19 protein-coding genes are annotated in these 18,859 nt (G+C 56.9%); 15 read left to right on the plus strand and 4 right to left on the minus strand.

Annotation, left to right across the window (positions count from 1 at the left end; translation table 11 throughout):
• Positions 1-13 precede the first annotated feature (13 nt).
• On the minus strand, positions 14-433 hold the full coding sequence (locus G5B47_RS21805; RefSeq protein WP_165102783.1) for a hypothetical protein: 420 nt from the start codon (positions 431-433) through the stop codon (positions 14-16).
• 3 nt (positions 434-436) lie between these two features.
• On the minus strand, positions 437-634 hold the full coding sequence (locus tag G5B47_RS21810) for a helix-turn-helix transcriptional regulator (RefSeq protein ID WP_025690607.1): 198 nt from the start codon (positions 632-634) through the stop codon (positions 437-439).
• 328 nt (positions 635-962) lie between these two features.
• Here G5B47_RS21810 and G5B47_RS21815 point away from each other — a divergent pair, with 328 nt between their 5' ends.
• From G5B47_RS21815 to G5B47_RS21840, 6 genes are all read left to right on the plus strand, one after another.
• The gene (locus tag G5B47_RS21815) at positions 963-1,799 is read left to right on the plus strand and encodes a sugar phosphate isomerase/epimerase family protein (RefSeq protein ID WP_165102786.1); all 837 of its coding nucleotides are present in this window, start codon (positions 963-965) and stop codon (positions 1,797-1,799) included.
• Positions 1,799-2,758: a sugar kinase gene (locus G5B47_RS21820; RefSeq protein WP_165102789.1), complete on the plus strand. Its 960-nt coding sequence runs from the start codon at positions 1,799-1,801 to the stop codon at positions 2,756-2,758. Before G5B47_RS21815 ends, G5B47_RS21820 begins: the two co-directional genes overlap by 1 nt.
• 2 nt (positions 2,759-2,760) lie before the next feature.
• Positions 2,761-4,062, plus strand: a complete 1,302-nt coding sequence (locus G5B47_RS21825; RefSeq protein WP_165102792.1) for an MFS transporter — start codon at positions 2,761-2,763, stop codon at positions 4,060-4,062.
• A complete protein-coding gene (locus G5B47_RS21830; RefSeq protein WP_165102795.1) occupies positions 4,059-4,841 on the plus strand; it encodes an orotidine 5'-phosphate decarboxylase / HUMPS family protein in 783 nt (260 codons plus the stop codon). Before G5B47_RS21825 ends, G5B47_RS21830 begins: the two co-directional genes overlap by 4 nt.
• A gap of 92 nt (positions 4,842-4,933) precedes the next feature.
• Positions 4,934-5,482, plus strand: a complete 549-nt coding sequence (gene hxlB / locus G5B47_RS21835; RefSeq protein WP_165102798.1) for a 6-phospho-3-hexuloisomerase — start codon at positions 4,934-4,936, stop codon at positions 5,480-5,482.
• Positions 5,483-5,766: 284 nt separating this feature from the next.
• Complete coding sequence (locus tag G5B47_RS21840) at positions 5,767-7,017, plus strand: DUF445 domain-containing protein (RefSeq protein ID WP_165102801.1); 1,251 nt, start codon at positions 5,767-5,769, stop codon at positions 7,015-7,017.
• A gap of 237 nt (positions 7,018-7,254) precedes the next feature.
• On the opposite strand, the gene G5B47_RS21845 is transcribed toward G5B47_RS21840, so the two are convergent.
• Positions 7,255-7,581, minus strand: coding sequence for a P-II family nitrogen regulator (locus tag G5B47_RS21845; protein WP_165102804.1), 327 nt, complete (start codon positions 7,579-7,581; stop codon positions 7,255-7,257).
• Positions 7,582-7,731: 150 nt separating this feature from the next.
• A complete protein-coding gene (locus tag G5B47_RS21850) occupies positions 7,732-8,844 on the minus strand; it encodes a glycosyltransferase family 4 protein (protein WP_165102807.1) in 1,113 nt (370 codons plus the stop codon).
• Positions 8,845-9,050: 206 nt separating this feature from the next.
• Between G5B47_RS21850 and G5B47_RS21855 the strand changes: the two genes are divergently transcribed.
• The 9 genes from G5B47_RS21855 (at position 9,051) to aguB (ending at position 18,833) form a co-directional block, all read left to right on the plus strand.
• Positions 9,051-9,818, plus strand: a complete 768-nt coding sequence (locus G5B47_RS21855) for a YheC/YheD family protein (RefSeq protein ID WP_165102810.1) — start codon at positions 9,051-9,053, stop codon at positions 9,816-9,818.
• 185 nt (positions 9,819-10,003) lie between these two features.
• Positions 10,004-10,942, plus strand: coding sequence for a glycosyltransferase family 2 protein (locus G5B47_RS21860; RefSeq protein ID WP_165102813.1), 939 nt, complete (start codon positions 10,004-10,006; stop codon positions 10,940-10,942).
• 127 nt (positions 10,943-11,069) lie between these two features.
• A complete protein-coding gene (locus G5B47_RS21865; protein ID WP_165102816.1) occupies positions 11,070-11,306 on the plus strand; it encodes a response regulator in 237 nt (78 codons plus the stop codon).
• Positions 11,303-11,908 (plus strand): C39 family peptidase, encoded by a 606-nt coding sequence (locus tag G5B47_RS21870; RefSeq protein ID WP_165102819.1) that lies wholly within the window; start codon positions 11,303-11,305, stop codon positions 11,906-11,908. Before G5B47_RS21865 ends, G5B47_RS21870 begins: the two co-directional genes overlap by 4 nt.
• Before the next feature lie 172 nt (positions 11,909-12,080).
• Positions 12,081-14,036 (plus strand): type I pullulanase, encoded by a 1,956-nt coding sequence (gene pulA, locus G5B47_RS21875; RefSeq protein ID WP_165102984.1) that lies wholly within the window; start codon positions 12,081-12,083, stop codon positions 14,034-14,036.
• A 488-nt stretch (positions 14,037-14,524) separates the two neighbouring features.
• A complete protein-coding gene (locus G5B47_RS21880; protein WP_165102822.1) occupies positions 14,525-16,009 on the plus strand; it encodes a glutamate synthase subunit beta in 1,485 nt (494 codons plus the stop codon).
• Positions 16,010-16,150: 141 nt separating this feature from the next.
• Complete coding sequence (gene yfcE, locus G5B47_RS21885; RefSeq protein ID WP_165102825.1) at positions 16,151-16,696, plus strand: phosphodiesterase; 546 nt, start codon at positions 16,151-16,153, stop codon at positions 16,694-16,696.
• A 211-nt stretch (positions 16,697-16,907) separates the two neighbouring features.
• Positions 16,908-17,936, plus strand: a complete 1,029-nt coding sequence (locus G5B47_RS21890; protein ID WP_165102986.1) for an agmatine deiminase family protein — start codon at positions 16,908-16,910, stop codon at positions 17,934-17,936.
• Positions 17,937-17,957: 21 nt separating this feature from the next.
• On the plus strand, positions 17,958-18,833 hold the full coding sequence (gene aguB, locus G5B47_RS21895; protein ID WP_165102827.1) for an N-carbamoylputrescine amidase: 876 nt from the start codon (positions 17,958-17,960) through the stop codon (positions 18,831-18,833).
• Positions 18,834-18,859: the final 26 nt, after the last annotated feature.

Here is an 18,859-nt window from a genome sequence, read left to right on the forward strand (position 1 = left end):
ATAGTTTTTTTTCTTACATGACCTTGCTGTATTTGACGATGTAATAGTAGCGGATGCTGTAAGAGAATACATAGAACGCTACCACGGAAAGCGTGAGCCAGAGGGGTGAATCCGCGAGTATCAGCACAAAGGGAATCAGCATCATCGCTCTTATGGTAATATCAAAGGCCTTGGCCTTCGACAAGTTATTGATCGAGACGCTTCGTTCATCCCCGGCTTCAATCTCGTGCTGTTTCTTGAGCGCAGGGTGCTTGGCATAATAGCGGATGATGAAAAGGTTGGAAATGCTCATGCCGATTAGGCCGGCGCCTAAGCCTGCGCACACACCGGAAATGTTCCTGGCCATGTCTCCCACTTCCAATAGACCGGCAGCCAACAGCAGAATTCCCAATGCAAGCGCCCCGGCATTTCGCACAGCAGAGCCATTTTTCACAACTTATTCCTCCTCATAAATAAAAATCTCTTCAATCGGCAGTTTGAAATAGCGAGCGATCTTGAACGCCAAAATAATAGATGGATTGTACCGGCCATTCTCCAGCGAGCCTATCGTCTGTCTGGAAACCGCCAAAGCCTCTGCCAATTCCTCCTGCTTGATTCCATGCTGTTTGCGGATCTCCTCCAGACGGTTTTTCAACCTTTCACCTCTATTCGATGGAAAGTTAACTTTACATTTTCAATATAACATCCGGCTCGCGAGATGTAAAGCCAACTTTCCATTAGGGGCTTGTTCATATCCGGAATTCCGCTTCTGCGCTGGTTATCGAACATGTAAATAAAAAAAATGACAGCGCTTTAAAGAAAGGGCTTGCAAAGATAGAAAGGCTGAATTATAATTTGGTCATAAACAGTAAACCGATTTACTAAACCGATTCACTAAACCGATTTACAAATACTGCGATAAGGCGACTATATCCGGGACAATCCGACGTACACAGTCTGCAAATTACAAGAAGGAGGACGTTATGATGAATGCGGTTTTTGTTCCAACTTCTGTTTTTGGAAACGCTTGCGTGGCGCAGCAGCACCTGGCGGAGCCGATCCGCGCCGGAGGTGCGGACGGCATCGAAATCAGACGCGAGCTGTTCCTGCCGGGAGCCCTTCCACTTGCCGAGTGCCGCGAGGCGAACCTGCGCAGCGGCCTGCGCTGCGTGTACTCCGTTCCGATGGAGCTGTGGAATCAGGAGGGAAAGCTGAACGAGGAACTGCTCCTGCACATTCTTGAAGAGGCGGCGGTGCTGAAGCCCGAAATGCTGAAAGTGTCGCTGGGCTGCTATGCGGGCATTCCGGGGTTAGCCTCGGAGGAAGAGCTGATCCTTGCCGAACAGGGCCGGCTCATCCAGCTTGAACGGCTCCTTCGGAAATACCGGGAGATATCGGGGCCGCTGACGCTGCTGATCGAGAACGACCAAACGTTTTACGGAGGCAAAGCGGATAATTTGAAAGCGTTTTTTCAGGCGGTGAAGCGGTGCGGGCTGGACGGTGTGAAGATGACGTTCGATACGGGCAACTGGATCTACTGCGAGGAAGACCCTTTGGCGGCCGCGGCGATTTTTGCTCCATTTGTCGCCTATATTCACTTCAAGCATGTTGTCCGTTCGGGCGGCATGTGGATCACGCTGCCTCTTCCGGAAGAAGAGGATGCACTATGGCGGAAGCTGCTGGGGCGGCTGCCGGGGAATGTGCCGCGGGCGATCGAGTTCGCGCTTCCCGGGGCAGAATGCCTTGAACGATATATCGGAATGCTGCGGGGCGGCGGTTCCGGGAACAATTTTGCAGTAGCAGGAAAGGGGATAGCATAATGAGCCTGAAGGATGTGGTCACTTTCGGAGAAGCCATGGTTATGTTCGTCGCCGATAAGCCCGGGGCTCTGAAGGACATCGACAAATTCAGCCGCCGTCTGGCCGGAGCGGAGGTGAATACGGCGGTCGGTTTTGCCCGGCTGGGGCTTTCGGCGGGATGGGTCAGCCGATTGGGTGACGACGTTTTTGGGGAATATATCCGCGAATACCTGGAAAGGGAGAACATCGACATCTCCGGCGTAACGAGTGACTCCCGGCATCCGACGGCCTTTCAGCTGAAATCGAAGGTGCTGGAAGGCGATCCGCAGGTGCAGTACTTCCGCAAAAACTCGGCGGCAAGCACACTCTCGGGTGCAGACGTGGACCCGGACTACTTGACCGGCTTCCGCCATCTGCACATGACCGGCATCCCTCCGGCGCTGACGAAGGAGACCCGCGAGTTCGCATATGCGGCTTTGGGCGCAATGAAGGCGGAGGGACGCAGCATTTCTTTCGATCCGAATCTGCGGCCTTCGCTCTGGTCCTCCCGCGAAGAGATGGTATCGGTCATCAACGACCTGGCCTGCCGCGCCGATTGGGTGCTGCCGGGAGTAGAAGAAGGCGAGATTTTGACCGGTTCCAGGGACCCGCGCGCAATCGCCGAATTTTATCTGAGCAAGGGTGTGTCGCTCGTTGTCGTCAAGCTGGGGCCGGAGGGCGCATACTTCCGCACGAAGACGGACGAAGGCACTGTACAGGGCTTCAAGGTGGAAAAAGTAGTGGACACGGTGGGAGCCGGAGACGGCTTTGCCGTCGGACTCGTCAGCGGTATGCTGGAAGGGCTTACGGTTTCACAGGCGGTGCAGCGGGGGAACGCGATCGGCGCGCTGGCTGTGCAGTCCGAAGGCGACCATGACGGCTATCCGACAAAGCCTGAGCTTGAAACCTATCTCCAATATCAACTAACGGGAGTGAAATAATAATGAATAATAACAAAAGCGGCGGTTTCGTTGCTGCGCGCTGGCTGCGGCTCATGCCCATCGTGTTCATTACGTACAGTCTGGCTTACCTCGACCGGGCGAATTACAGCTTCGGCGCGGCGGCAGGCATGGCGAAGGATTTGCAGATTACGGCCTCGATGTCCTCGCTGCTGGGCGCACTCTTTTTCCTCGGATACTTCTTCTTTCAGGTGCCTGGCGCGCATTATGCCGAGAACAAGAGCGCCAAGAAGCTCGTCTTCTGGTCCCTCATTCTATGGGGCTTGCTGGCTGCGGCGACCGGCGTCGTCCATAACGTCCATTTCCTGATCGTCATCCGGTTCTGTCTTGGCGTGGTCGAGAGCGCGGTTATGCCGGCGATGCTGGTGTTCTTAAGCCACTGGTTTACGAAAAAAGAGCGCTCCCGCGCGAACACGTTCCTGATCCTCGGCAATCCCGTAACCGTGCTGTGGATGTCGATCGTATCCGGCTATCTTGTATCCTCCGTCGGCTGGAGATGGATGTTCATTATCGAAGGGCTGCCGCCGGTTATCTGGGCGTTCTTCTGGTGGAAGCTCGTGAACGACAAGCCTTCCGAAGCGAAATGGCTGAACGATGAAGAGAAGAAGGCGCTTGATAGCGCTCTTCAGGAAGAACAAAAAGGGCTCAAGCCTGTGAAAAACTACGGCGAAGCGTTCAAGTCCCCGCTTGTCATCAAGCTCTGCCTGCAGTATTTCTTCTGGAGTATCGGCGTGTACGGCTTCGTGATGTGGCTGCCTTCAATTATCAAGTCGGCCCCCGACATGAACATGGTAACGACCGGCTGGCTGTCGTCCGTTCCTTACGTACTGGCGGTTGTCGGCATGCTGACCGCTTCCTATTTCTCCGATAAGACGCTCAACCGGAAAATATTCGTCTGGCCGTTCCTGATGATCGGCGCCGTCGCTTTCTACGCTTCGTACCTGCTGGGCGCGGATCACTTCTGGATTTCCTTTATCCTGCTCGTGATCGCAGGCGGCGCCATGTACACTCCGTACGGACCGTTCTTTGCGATCATGCCGGAAATTCTGCCCCGCAACGTGGCAGGGGGCGCGATTGCGCTCGTTAACAGTATGGGTGCGCTCGGATCTTTTGCCGGCTCATATATCGTCGGCTACCTGAACGGCTCCACCGGCGGCTTCGGCGCTTCCTATATCTTCATGGCGGGCTCGCTGCTCCTGTCAGCGATTTTGACCATGACGGTCGGCAAATCACGCAAGGTGTCCGGGCAGCAGCCTGAGCCGAAGCTGGGGGTGTCCGCGCGGTGAAGATCCAGCTGGCGCTAGACCGGATGAGTATAGAGGAGGCGGCCGCTATGGTCCGGCGCACGGAGCCCTACATCGACTGGATCGAGGTGGGCACCTCGCTGATCAAGGAATTCGGCATGGCGTCTGTGGAAGCGCTTAAGCGTGAATTTCCGCATAAAACCATCGTTGCGGACATGAAGACGTTCGATAACGCGAAGTACGAATTCGAACTTTGCTTTGGTGCCGGGGCGGATGTCGCGACCGTCATGGGCGCGGCCCCGCCGGTTACCGTGGCGCTGTGCGTGGAGACGGCGCGGCGGATGGAGAAGCAGGTCATGATCGATCTGCTTCATACCACGCCGGAGCAGCAGCGGGAACTGGCGCGGCATCCCGGAGCGATCCACTGCCTGCATGTCAGCAAGGACCAGCAGGAAGGCGGCGGGCTCCGGCTGGAAGGCGCAGGCGGCGCGGAAGCGGAGAGCGATGACGGAAGGTATGGCGCCGCGGGAGGCTCAAGCGGCAGCCGGGCAGCGGCGCATGACGCTGCCGGAGACCGGGAGGGCAGCGGCGAAGGAGCAGACAGCGGCCCAGGAGCCGAAGGTGCGGCAGGCCTGAGGCTTGCCGCCGCCGGAGGCATTACGCTGGAGTCGCTGCCGGGCCTGCTGGCGCTGAAGCCCGAGGTCATCATCGTCGGCTCGGCGATTACGAAGGCGCCCGATCCGGCGCAGGCGGCCCGCCGATTTCAGGAGCTTATCCGGGAATATGCCGGAGAGGGCCGGGAGAGCGGACGTCCGAGCTAACAACGTTCATTTGTGAAACAAATACAGGGAGCATCCCCACGGGACAAGATGGTGATTCAGCGATTCATAAGCAGATAAGGAGTGACGCCAAGATGAGCAAGCTGAAGGAAATCCTTTCGGAAGCGAAGGAAGTGCTGGAGCGTGTGGATGAGACGGCTGTAACGGAAACGGCCGTGCTGCTGGCCGGAGGACAGCGGATCTTCGTTGTGGGCGAGGGCCGGTCGGGTCTTATGGCGAAATCATTCGCCATGCGGATGATGCATTTGGGCGCGACCGTCTACGTGATCGGCGAGACGATTACTCCGTCCATCTCCCCAGGCGACATTCTGGTCGCCGTATCCGGGTCGGGAACGACGCACGGGGTCGTCTGGACGGCGCAGAAGGCCCGGGAGCTGGGCGCGTTCGTGATCGCCCTGACGACGGACGACGGCTCGCCGCTGGGCCGGTCCGCCTCGCGGCTGCTGACCATTCCGGCGGCGACCAAGCACCGCCGCGAGGGTGAACGCCGTAGCGTCCAGCCGCTCGGCTCCCTGTTCGACCAGTGCGTCCATCTCGTGCTGGACAGCGTCTGCCTGAGCTACGCGGAGCTGCGGGGCGTCGATCATGCTGCCGCGTACAAGCAGCACAGCAATGTAGAATAGCGGAAATCACAGTTCCGCATAATTTGAAGCAGTCCCCCGGCGTCAGGATCGCCGGGGGACTGTTTTTTATTCCGGCCGGACTACTTTAAGCGCTATGTCTGTTCATTTCCGAAACGGGGATTATTCGTGGTACAATATTTTTTAAACATATCAGAAAACATAAGCTGTGCGCTTATTCAAGGCCTTTATCTATCGATGTGAAACGGATGCTCTCCTTGGGAGAGGAAGGCTCAGCCGTTTCTTCTCGATGTGCAGGCTTTTCGAGAGAATGTGGGGGGCATAGGATGAAATCCAGATATTTAGCGACAATCTCACTTGTGGTCATGGCGTGCGGGTTCCTGCTGACGCTATTTCTGCCGGACAATCTGGCAGTGGAGCTGCTCAGGGGAGGCTTCGAGGCGGGGCTTGTCGGCGGGATTGCGGACTGGTTCGCGGTTACGGCGCTGTTTCGTTATCCGCTGGGACTACGTATCCCGCATACGTCTCTGCTGCTGAAGAACCGGGACAAGATTGCGGGGTCCCTGATTTCGGCAATGGAGAACGAGCTGCTGAACAAGCAGAGCATCGAGAACAAGCTGCGTGGAATCCGCTTCATCCAGATCGGCTCCTCGATGCTCACGCGCTTCTTCAGCCGCAAGAAGAACCGGACGGAGATGCTGGAGCGCCTGGCTGCCCTGGTGAGCCGGATTCCGGCGGAGAAGGTGCTGCCGCATCTTCAATCGGCGCTCGCCGGTTATGTTCGCAGCGCCGATTTGAAAGAGGCCGCCGACACGGTTGTCACGAGACTCGTGCATGACGGGAGGGATAAGGACGCCCTCGATTACGGGCTCGGTCAAGCGGCCGTCTGGCTCGGCCGGGCGGAGACGAAGACCATGCTCGGCCAGCTCGCATCCTCCAAGCTTGCCGAGGTAAAACTGGGAGGATTTAAGGGAGTGGCCTTTCAGGCGTTTGTCGGCTTCGTCGATGAAGAGATGCTGGGCGAACTGCTGCAGAATATGCTGCTGTCGGCCCTTCACGATATCCGGGATGAGGATAGCGTCTACCGCGAGACCATCATCCGGGAGATCCGGGTTGCCCTGTTCCAGCTCGTAAATGACGAGGAGCGGATGAATTCGCTGAGGGACTGGGCCGCGGCCGAACTGGAAGGGGAAGCGGCGGGAGCTTTCCTGCTGGCCCGTCTGGAGGACATGCGCGGCAGGGCGCTTGTGCTGCTGGAGCAAGACCGCGCCCGCGGCGGGCGGGGGTTGTTCGCCGCTTATGCGCTGCTCGCCCGCCGCATCGCCGGGGAGAGGGAATGGGTCTCGGAGTTGGAGGGCAGAATCCGCCTCTCACTACTCGCGTTTGCGGAGGCCAACCACTACCGGATCGGTGTGCTGGTGAAGGAGAATCTCGACAAAATGGACGATGCCACCCTGGTCGCCATGCTGGAGGAGAAGGTCGGGAAAGACCTGCAGTGGATTCGCGTCAACGGCGCGGTGTGCGGCTTTGCCGTCGGTCTGGTGCTTTCCGCGATCCAATGGATCTCCTTGGGATAATAATGGAAGCGTGAAGCGCGCAAAGGGCGAAGGCCGGAGCTTGCAGCAAGCATCCAGCCTTCGCCCTTTTTTTGAAAATATAAGTATTTATAAGCCGAGCGCTTATCATTTTGACTTATATTTCTACGAGAAACGTACCCGCGTCTTTAATAGACGCTGTCAGGCGTTTCTTCTTGAGCCTGTCTCTCTTTAAAATATGAATATATACGAAGCCGACGCCGTTCGCTCTTGGATAAATTACAGTTCTTTTTTGCCGCTACTGATTGTATACGCTTCCAATACGGGGAGAACGAAGATTTTGCCGTCACCAAAAGAGCCTTTTTCGCCGGTTCTCGCCGTCCGCTTCACAATGTCGATGACTTCTTCCTTGTCGTCTTCAGGAATGACCATCATCAGCATTTTTTTCGAAATCTGGTCGTAGTGAATATCGCCCACTTGAATCCCTTTTTGCTTGCCGCGTCCCAATATATCCATTTTACTGATGGACGGGAAGCCGGCGAGCAGCAGCTCCTCCATCACTTGATCTACTTTTTGCGGTCTTACGATAATTTTGAGCATCAACATAATAATCCACCCTCTCTATATCATTGAAAAGAATATGCAGGGTGTTGCCGACTTAGGCGCTGTAATGATTATTTCGGAATGGCAACGCTTACAAAAACATTATACAACGGATAAAGAACCGCCAAAGTGAATAATGTCATTGCATGTCATTTATTTTTTTCTTGAAGTTTTACAGAGCCAAGCGTACAGGGATTCGAGCCGGCCGGCCGTCCGCGCCCAGTCAAACGCTTCGGTGGCGTCCCGCCGCCCCTTCATCCCGATGGAGAGCGCCCGCTCCGGGTCCCGGGCCAGCGCCACCATCGTCCGCGCGAACGAGGTGCTCTCCCGGTATCGATCTACCAGGAAGCCGTTGCGGCCAGATACGATGATTTCGCGGATGCCGCCGTTATTCGAGGCGATCACCGGAAGACCGGAGGCCATCGCTTCCACGTTGACCAGCCCGAACGATTCATGCCGCTGCGACGGGCAGACCAGGCAGTCGGCGATTTGGTAGATCCGGTGGATATCCGCATGGGGAATACCGCCGGCAAAAGAAACGGACAGGCGCAAGCGCTGCGCGAGCTTCTTGAGGCTGCGCACATAGCCGGGCTTTCCCGTTCCGGCGATGACGAGATGGACCGGCAGCCGTCTTCCGAGGACAGCTGCCGCCCGCATCAGGACGGGCAAGCCTTTGCGCGGGATGATCCGCCCGACGAACAGAACCGTAAAGCGCTCAGGCAGCCCGAATTCCCGGCGGAGCTGCCGCCGCTCCTCCTCCGGAAGCGGCGCGAACCGGGACAAATCGGCGCCCAGCGGAACAACCGCAAGCGGCAGGCGGCCGGAGGGGAAGCGTCCAGACAGTCTGCTGCCCAGGGACAGACTGTTGACGGCGATCAGATCGGCCTCACCGAGGCTTCCGGCGACCTTAAGGGTTGCGGGAACAAAGGTCAGGGAGTGCAGGAACAGCACAACGGGAGTGCCGGGGACCGCCCTCTTTACGGCGGCCATCAGATGCGGGCGGTTATCGACCTGAATCAGCTCGTACGGTTCCTCAGCGACGGTCTTCACCGCCCAGGCAAGGTACAGGCGGGGAGTATCCGCTGGCAGACGGATCAGCCGGACGCCTTCGAGCATTTCCCGGTCTGGCTGCCCGGGCGTTTCCCGGCAGATGACGGTGACGTTATGCCGGCGGGCAAGCTGCCTTGCTACCGCCCAGATGCAGATTTCGACGGAGCCGCTGCCCGGAAGCGGGAACCGTCCCGGCGCGATCATGCAGATGTTCATCGTTAGGCTCCTTTCCCCGTCCCGGCGGCGTATCTCCCAAAAAAGCCCCGTCAGGCATAGTTCTTCTTCCTTGCACTATATGCTCATGCCTTGCCGGGAGACACTTTCTTTGCCGGAAAGCGGCGTCTATCCAATACCAAAGCTTTCACCCAAGCATAGCTTACCTTGTAACGACAGAAGATTAGCGAACGGGAGTGGAAGCAAGGATGAAGGCAAAATCCACGTTGACCAGCAAATGGATTAAAACGAAGGTGCTGCTGCGCAGTCCGGAGATTTCGGCGCTGATTCCGGAGACGGCAAGGCTGACCCGGGAGAACGCCAAGCGGATGCTGGACAAATACGGGATGGTGTATATCAAGCCGGAGGTCGGCACGTACGGAAACGGTGTCATCCGGGCGGAGCGCAGGGCCGGGGAACGGGGCGCCGTGTACTGGTTCCAGAGCGGGGCGAAGCAAAGAACGTTCAGCACCTTTGAGGCGTTTTATGCCTCGCTGAAGCCGGTGACCAAGGGCCGGAGCTACCTGATTCAAAAAGGAATCGACCTGCTGAAAGCGGGAGGGCGACGTTTTGACATCCGGGTCATGGTCCAGCGCGGTCCGCGCGGCATCTGGGAGACGACAGGGCTGATCGGCAGAGTGGCCGGGAAGGGAAAGATTGTCACCAACTACCACGCCGGCGGAAAGCCGACGGCTGTGGAGAAGCTGCTCGCACCCCATACGGACGCTGCGCAGTTGGCTGCTACAATCAAACGTCTGAAGAAGCTCGGCAAAGATATCGGGCAGTTCTATAAGAAAAATTACCCCGGGTTCAAGCAGCTTGGCGTCGATGTCGGCCTTGACCGTTCCCTGACGCCCTGGATCATTGAAGTCAATACCAGTCCCGATCCGTTCATTTTCAATCAGCTTTCGGACAAATCGATATACCGCAAAGTGATGGCCTACCGCCGGGCGCAGCAATCCCCCTCCAAACGCTGACTTCTTCCGCCCGCTTTCTGAAAAAATGAAAAAAGTTTAAGAAAATGTTGCATTTTGCGTTTAGACCTGCACAATAAAGGGTAAATACAAAAAAATTGCGCAGTTATGAAATATTTCCGTCACAACGTAAATGTTAGTTTCAAGAACAGCCTTCAGGCAGTCATTTTTTCGAAAGGGGTGGGAGTTTGAGCGACTCTCTGACATTGTCAGTAGCCATTTGCACCCGGAACAGACATGAGGATATGCGAAAATGCCTGATATCGATCTTCGGGCAGCAGGGCATTGCCGGTTCGGCGATCGAAATTCTGATTATTGACGACGGCGATACGGAAGAAGCCTGGCTGGAAGAGGTCAGGAAGGAAATGCCTTCAAACATGGAACTGAGCTACCACAAGAAAAAACGGGAGGAAGCTGGTCTCTTAAGATCGCGGATTTATGCGACTCATGCCTCCAGGTCGGAGACCCTTCTCTTTCTGGATGACGATGTGGAGCTGGAGCCGGACTATCTGGCCGTCCTTCTGGAGACGTTTAAGCGTTATCCCGATGCTGTCGGCGTCGGCGGTGTGGACCAGAGCTTCTCTTGTTCCCTGAAAGGGCGGCTGCTCATGCTGATCAGCGGCCGGAGCCGTTTCGCTCCCGGCAAGCTGTCCTACAGCGGATTTGCCTCGTCCATGAACTTGTGGAACCGGCAGAAGAAGATCTTCCGGACCGAATTCCTTCACGGTTGCAATATGTGCTTCCGCAAGTCCGCGCTGCGGGATGTGGAGCCGGTCGAGTGGCTGAACGGCTACAGCCTTGGCGAAGACCTGTATCTGTCCTATCTGGCCAGCCTTTACGGGCCTATGGTGATCAATCCCGGACTCAAGTTGATTCACCACGGTTCTCCAGCTTCCAGAGACAAGGAAGAGCTGGTTGCCTATACCAAGGTGATTAACCACTACGAACTGCTGAAGCTCAGAACCGGCAGATTAACGCCTTTCCGCTATGCCATGCTGCTGTGGACTACTCTTTTCTTATATGCCGAGACCGCCTTTAAGCGGCGGAAGGAGGCGAGCACCGGCTATCTCAGAGGCATACGGGAGCTGAGAAGCGTGCTGGCCCGGAGCGGATCGACGGGCGTCTGACCCCCGGTCTGTTCGCCGGAACGGGCGGCGGCCGATATCCGCTGTTACCGAAACACCCGAAATTCAGGAAGAAGCCTGGATTTACGGGTGTTTCGTTTATTTTCCTGAGAGAAAGGAGCGGTTCGAAATGGTACATATGGGCATTCGGATGCCGCTGGCAAGCGGCCTGATGGCAACCGCCCGGACGAAGGATCGGCTTCCCGGGGAACAGCCGCCGTATATTGTGGCGGAGGCCGCATACGCTAGGAGAGGAGACCGTGAGCGGGACTTTTCCCTCGGAATCAGGGATTTCGTCAGCACCCGGTTTTTTTCTCCGGAATTCGACCGGATTCAGCTCACGCGCCGGGGTGAGGCTTCGCAATGACTATTGGCAGAACCGGAAAAAAGCTGGACCTGGAGCCGTACACCCAATGGGCGCCGGGCGTCCGGTCTTCGGCATCCGCCTGCGGGCCGGCAACGATGGCGGCGATCGCCGAATACTGGGGGCGCCGTTTGGGGCTGTCCTCCTTGATTGGCCGGGAACGATTCCGCTCGAAAGCGGAGCAGATCAACCATGTATATGATCGTTACGGCGGAAAGCCCTGGGGGATGAGCGCCCGGGGGCTTGTGAAAGGTATCGGTGCGTATTTCCGGTCGGCGCTCGGGGACACCTCAACAATCCAACTGAGAAGCTTCAATGATTTCGCCTTATACAAGGCGGAAATCGACGCGGACCGGCCGGTGGCGGTGAAGTTCGACAAATGGTTGTCCCTGCGCTGGACGGGGAACTATGCCTTCGATTATCACTGGACGGTGGGGATCGGCTATGAGCTGACGGAGCTCGGTCCCCGGCTGATCGTGCAGGATAACGGCGCAAGGCGCGCGGACGGAGGATATACCGCAAGCCGGGAGCGGCTGATCGATTATACGGAGAACCGGGCGGTGATTACGATGGTGTCGATGAAGCCGGTTCGGAAGGAGACCTGAATCAAGTTCTGGAACTTTCAGAAACATAGGCGAAAACCGGTTTGACAGCAGACCGGACGCGTTGTATAATCCCGGAGAATCCTAGAAAATATTTCAAAAAACAAACGTTTGCGCCGCACGGAGCCAGGCAGCTTTCCGGGCGGCGAGAATGAATAAAGGAGTCCTGATCGATTTGTCGGTACAAAGGGAAAGGGATGAGCCGATTTATTACGGCGATCCCGCGGTCACCGGCGGTGTCTCCGTCTTTGTTGACGGCTTTGACGATTTATTCAGTTACGAGGGAGACGATTTGGGGCTGAACTACACGCCGGAGTGCTCCGTCTTCCGGCTGTGGGCCCCCACCTCCCAGGAGGCGCAGCTGGTGCTGTACGATTCCTGGCAGGGGGAAGCTTCTGCCGTCATGCCGATGACCCGCGATATCGGGGGGACCTGGATACTGACGCTGAAAGGCGATCTGGAAGGCAAGTTCTACACCTACCGCGTATGGATAGAGGACAAGTGGAACGAAGCTGTCGATCCTTACGCGAGGGCCGTTGGCGTCAACGGCGACCGGGGCGCCATCCTCGACCTCCGGAAGACGGACCCGTCGCGCTGGACGGAGGACAAACCGCCGCTTCACGATCCTGTGGATGCCGTCATCTATGAGCTGCATCTGCGGGATGTTTCGATTCATCCGGCTAGCGGTATCCGGCAGAAAGGCGGATTTGCCGGCTTTGCCGAGAGCGGTACGCGGGGGCCGGGCGGGATTCCTACCGGGCTGGATCATATCGCCGGCCTTGGCGTCACGCATGTGCAGCTGCTGCCGCTCAGCGATTACGCCACCGAAAGCGTAGACGAGACGAAGCTTGGCGAGCCGCATTACAACTGGGGCTACGACCCGAAGAACTACAATGTTCCCGACGGCTCCTACGCGACCGATCCTTTTGTTCCCGGAGTCCGAATCAAGGAACTCAAGCGCCTGATTCAGACGCTGCATGACCGGGGCCTGCGGGTCGTTATGGACGTGGTCTACAACCATGTCTACGATGGTTACCGGGCGAACTTCACCAAGCTTGTTCCGGGCTACTATCTGCGCTATAAGGCGGACGGAACGCTGTCGAACGGATCGGGCTGCGGCAATGACTGCGCCACCGAACGCAAAATGATGTCCCGTTTTATTGCAGATTCCGTCCTGTACTGGGCGCGGGAGTATCACATCGACGGCTTCCGCTTCGATTTGATGGGTCTGATCGATATCGGCACTATGACGGAGATCCGTCAGCGGCTTGATGAGCTTGATCCCTCGATCCTGACGATCGGGGAAGGCTGGGTTATGGACACGGAGCTTGCCCCGGAGCGCCGGGCGAACCAGCATAACAGCTCCCGTATGCCGAGAATCGGGCAATTTAACGACGGCTTCCGCGATGCCGTCAAGGGCAGCATCTTCCTGCATGACCGCAAAGGCTTCATCAGCGGCGGGAGCGGCAGCGAGAGCGGAGTCAGGGCGGGTATCGCCGGCGGCATCGCCTACGGGCCGGGCATCGGACAGTTCGCCCAGGAGCCGCAGCAGTGCGTCAATTATGTGGAATGCCACGATAATCATACGCTGTGGGACAAATTGCTTCTGTCCACGGAAGGGTCGGGTGACGAGGAGCGCCGCAGCATGCACCGGCTCGCCTCGGCCATGGTGCTGACGAGTCAGGGAATTCCGCTGCTTCATGCCGGCCAGGAGTTTATGCGGACAAAGCACGGTGTGGAGAACAGCTATAACAGCCCGGTGGAGATCAACTGGCTTGATTGGGAACGGTGCGCCGAGCGCCAGGATGATGTTGCTTATATCCAAAAATTGATCGCCCTGCGGAGGCAGCATCCGGCGTTTCGGCTGCGGAGCGCGGGGGAGATCCGGGCTAGTCTCGTCTTTGAGCAGTCTCCGGGCGGCACGGTGGCTTTTACGCTGCGGAATCACGCCGGAGGCGATTCGGCAAGCCACATCTATGTTGTCTATAAAGCGAGCAAGGAAGAAACTCCGCTTACGCTTCCTAAGCTGGGAGATTGGGAGCCGCTGTTTGGCGGGGAAGGAATCGTCCTCCTGGACAAAGAGCAGCTTATTGCCCGGGGTATCGGAATGACAGTGCTGGCGGTAAAATAAGGTGTAACCAGGCGCACGCCGATGTAAGCGGACTTGAAAGAGCTTGTATCTTATATGAAACGAACATTTGGCGTGCAGCCGGTAGAAGAGCCGGTAGTACGCTTTTTCGTATTGGGACCGGGTTTGCAACCGGTTGCTTGTCTCCTCGGCCGGATTCGGCACAATGGTACAGGGTCTGAATGATTTAAATTTGAAATTTCTGTGATAATGGCAAAATGATCTTCTCGATTTGCCAAAAAGGTGACATTGCTCACGTTCGGATACGGAAAACGAATGGTACTATGTAGTCACTTATTACTTTTAATTTTAAATGTGGCGGACAACCATGCAGCCGGGCAATCGTCTTGGTGCGGTCTGCCGCTTCGCTGCTTTACAGCGTCATATGAATGGCGCCCGGAGGGACTGAAGTCCTTGGTGTAAGCGGCACCCTAGAATCGCCGGCCTGCCGGTCCGGCGTTAAATCAAAGAAAACACGGAGGATGACAGGTATGGGCAAATCTACGGGATTTTTGGAATACGCGCGCGTAACGCCATCGGAATGCGAAGCGCTTGAGCGGATCAAGAACTGGAACGAATTTTCGGTTCCGATGGAAGAAGAGAAGCTGCGCGAGCAGGCTGCACGCTGCATGGATTGCGGAACGCCGTTCTGCCATGTGGGACGGCTGCTGTCGGGGATGGCCTCCGGCTGTCCGCTGCATAATCTGATTCCGGAATGGAACGATATGGTATATAAAGGGAACTGGGAAGTCGCGCTGAAACGGCTGCATAAGAGTAATAACTTCCCGGAATTTACAAGCCGGGTATGTCCTTCACCTTGTGAAGGCGCTTGTACGGTCGGTATGAACGGCCAGCCCGTAACAATCCGCACCATCGAGAAAGCGATTGTGGACAGAGGCTTCGAAGAAGGCTGGATCAAGCCGGAGCCTCCGCTTACGCGCACCGGCAAGAGCGTAGCCGTCGTCGGCTCCGGACCTTCGGGACTCGCGTGCGCGGCGCAGCTTAACAAAGCGGGCCACACGGTCACTGTATATGAACGCGCCGACCGGCTCGGCGGCCTGCTGACCTACGGCATCCCGAATATGAAGCTCGACAAGAAGAAAGTGCAGCGCCGGGTGGACCTGCTTGAGGCCGAAGGAATCACCTTCGTGACCGGCACGGAGATCGGCAAGGATATTTCAGCCGAGGAGCTGAAAGCAAAGCACGACGCGGTTGTGCTGTGCGCCGGCTCGACTAAAGCCCGTGATCTTCAGGCCGAAGGAAGGGAGCTGTCCGGCATTTATCAGGCGATGGAGTTCCTGACGCTGAATACGAAGAGTCTGCTGGACTCGGAGCATGCGGACGGCGAATACCTGTCTGCCGCCGGCAAGGACGTCGTTGTTATCGGCGGCGGCGATACCGGCACCGACTGCGTCGCAACCTCCCTTCGCCATGGCTGCAAAAGCGTGGTACAATTGGAAATCATGCCGCAAGCGCCGCTTACCCGCCAGCCGAACAACCCGTGGCCGGAATTCCCGAAGGTGCTTAAAGTGGATTACGGTCAGGTCGAAGCCAAGGCGGTATATAAGGAAGATCCGCGCCGCTACCTCGTATCGACCAAGCGTTTTGCCGGGGATGAGAACGGACAGGTGAAGGAGCTGCATACGGTGCGGCTTGAATGGGTACGGAATGAAGAAGGACGCATGGTGCCTAGAGAAGTGCCGGGCAGCGAGGAAGTTATCCCTGCGCAGCTCGTATTGCTCGCGCTCGGCTTCACCGGACCGGAAGAGACGGTTGCAAGCCAGCTCAGTTTGGAGCTCGACGAACGCTCCAACATCAAGGCTGAGTACGGCGTGCATACGACGAATGTGGAAGGCGTCTTTGCGGCAGGCGACATGCGCCGCGGACAGAGCCTTGTCGTGTGGGCGATCAGCGAAGGCCGTCAGGCTGCCCGGGAAGTAGACCGGTATCTGATGGGCTCCTCGAATTTGCCTTAAGATTAAGGAAATCGGTTAAGCCGGGGTCCCGCAAAGTACCCGGCGCCCAGCTTTGAAGGAAAGCCTCACTTTGTGGGGCTTTTTTTACTGCCGGTATAAACGGCAATTTTATATAACCAACACGGGAAAGGATGGAAAGATATGAAGCTGATGTTTATTTCCGATATTCACGGCTCGCTGCACTGGTTAAAGAGAGCGCTGGAGAAATACGCCGAGGAGCAGCCGGACGGCCTTGTTATTCTCGGAGACTTTATGTATCACGGTCCGCGGAATCCGCTGCCGGAGGGCTATGACCCGCAGGGCGTGGCGAAAGAGCTCAATGCGTACAAGCGGCATATCACTGCCGTCCGGGGCAACTGCGACAGCGAGGTGGACCAGATGCTGCTCGATTTTCCGATGATGGGCGACTATACGCAAATTTGGTATGAAGGCAGACGCATTTATGTCACGCACGGACATGGCTTCAGTATCGAGAACCTGCCCGAGCTGAATGAGGGCGATCTTTTTATTCAGGGGCATACCCACGTTCCCGTGGCTGACGTCAAAGAAGGCGTTTATGTGCTGAATCCGGGCTCCATCTCGCTCCCGAAAGAGAATAACCCCAATTCCTATGCCGTGCTGGAGAGCGGGGAGTTTACCGTCAAAAGCTTTGCGGGAGAGATCGTGAAGTCGATCCGGGTTTCCTGATTCTCCCCAAAAAAAGCCCGCTGCAGCGGGCTTCTTGAAAGCCGGGCGCTTGCGTCCGGCTTTTTCGCGCATCAAACGGATGATCCGCTGCCTTAAAATGCCGGAATACCGTCTTCCCGAAGGAATTGAGCCGGGGTTGATATTATTGTATTATGGGTAAGGAATGCAGAAGAGATGTGTTCCTTAAACTATTGTAAAGCGGGCTAAGATGATGAATCCTAAAGATTTCAACTATAGCATGCCGCCCGAATGGGCGAAGCATGAGCGCACGTTTATTTCCTGGCCGGTGCAGGCGTCCATGTGCTTTCCGGACGATCATGAATCCGTGTGCCGGGGATATGCGGATATTATCCGGGCGATCGCCGAATTCGAGCCGGTGACGGTTGTTGTGAATCCGGACGAGCAGGAGGCCGTCATGCGCCTCGTATTCGGGACGGGCATCACGTTTCTGCCGATCGAGCACAGCGACGCCTGGCTGCGGGATAACGGGCCAACCTTCGTGGTGGACGGCAGCGGTCAGCTTGCCGGAGTGAACTGGAAATTTAACGCCTGGGGCGGCAAATATTCTCCCTGGGATCTCGACGACAAGGTTGCACCGCAAATCCTGGAGCATGTGAAGGTTACACGGTTCGATGCGCCGATCGTGATGGAAGGAGGCTCCTTTCATACCGACGGAGAGGGCACGCTGATTACAACCGAGGAATGTCTGCTTAACCCGAACCGCAATCCGGGTCTCGGACGGGGAGATATTGAAGAGTATCTTCGCCAATATACCGGCGCGGAGAAGATCATCTGGCTGAAGCGCGGGCTTAGCGGCGATGAGACCGACGGGCATGTGGACAATATCGCCTGCTTCGCGTCACCGGGCAAGGTCATCATTCAGGTATGCGAGGACCCGCAGGATGAGAATTATGCGATTACCGAAGAGAATCTGCGTATTCTGGAGAGCGCAACGGACGCCAAGGGCAGAAGGCTTGAAATCGTCAAAATCCAGCAGCCGCCGCGCGCCGAGCATGAGGGCAGCCGGCTGACGCTCAGCTACCTGAATTTCTATTTTGTCAACGGCGGAATTATTCTGCCGGTCTTTGGCGCGCCCGAGACGGATGCGCTTGCAGAGCAGGCCCTGTCGCGTCTTTTTCCGGACCGGAGAATCCGCACCGTGAACGGCATGGCGGTTATCCGCGAGGGCGGTAACGTGCACTGCACCACGCAGCAAATGCCGGCCAGAGCATTTCAATAAGGCAACAAGGAGGACACAGGCTTGAGAAAAGTAAAAGTAGCCGCGACGCAGATGAGCTGCTCCGGCAACATTGAAGAAAATATCGCCAAAGCCGATAAGCTGGTTCGGGAAGCGGCCGCTCAGGGAGCGCAGATTATTTTGCTGCAGGAGCTGTTCGAGACGCCGTATTTCTGCCAAAAGGAAAAATCGGATTACTATGAATATGCGACCGAACTGGAGCAGAACAAAGCCGTCAACCATTTCAAAGAGGTGGCCAAAGAGCTTAAGGTTGTGCTTCCGATCAGCTTCTACGAGAAGAAGAACTATGCGCGCTACAACTCCCTGGCCGTGATCGACGCCGACGGAACCATTCTGGGAAAATACCGCAAGAGCCACATACCGGACGGCCCCGGCTACGAGGAGAAGTTCTACTTCAATCCCGGAGACACCGGATTCAAGGTGTGGAACACCCGCTACGCCAAAATCGGGGTGGGCGTATGCTGGGATCAGTGGTACCCGGAGGCGGCGCGCGTCATGACGCTGATGGGAGCGGAGATTCTGTTCTATCCGACGGCCATCGGCTCGGAGCCGCAGGACAGCGCCATCGATTCGAAGGATCACTGGCAGATGTGCATGCTTGGCCACGCCGCAGCCAACCTGATTCCTGTGGTAGCGTCCAACCGGATCGGGCGTGAAGAGGATGAGGAGTCAAGCATCAACTTTTACGGTTCTTCGTTTATCGCCGGTCCCCAAGGCAACAAGGTTGCCGAGGCCGGACGGGGCGAAGAGGCGGTGCTGGTCGGCGAATTCGATCTGGACGAGCTGGAGACGGGGCGGATCGAGTGGGGCATTTTCCGCGACCGCCGTCCGGAGCTGTATCGTCTGATCGCTTCCTACGACGGGGAGCTAACCTTTTAACGAGAGCTGAGATATTGCATAATATG

This window comes from Paenibacillus apii (assembly GCF_011043685.1).
GTDB lineage: Bacteria > Bacillota > Bacilli > Paenibacillales > Paenibacillaceae > Paenibacillus_AQ > Paenibacillus_AQ sabinae.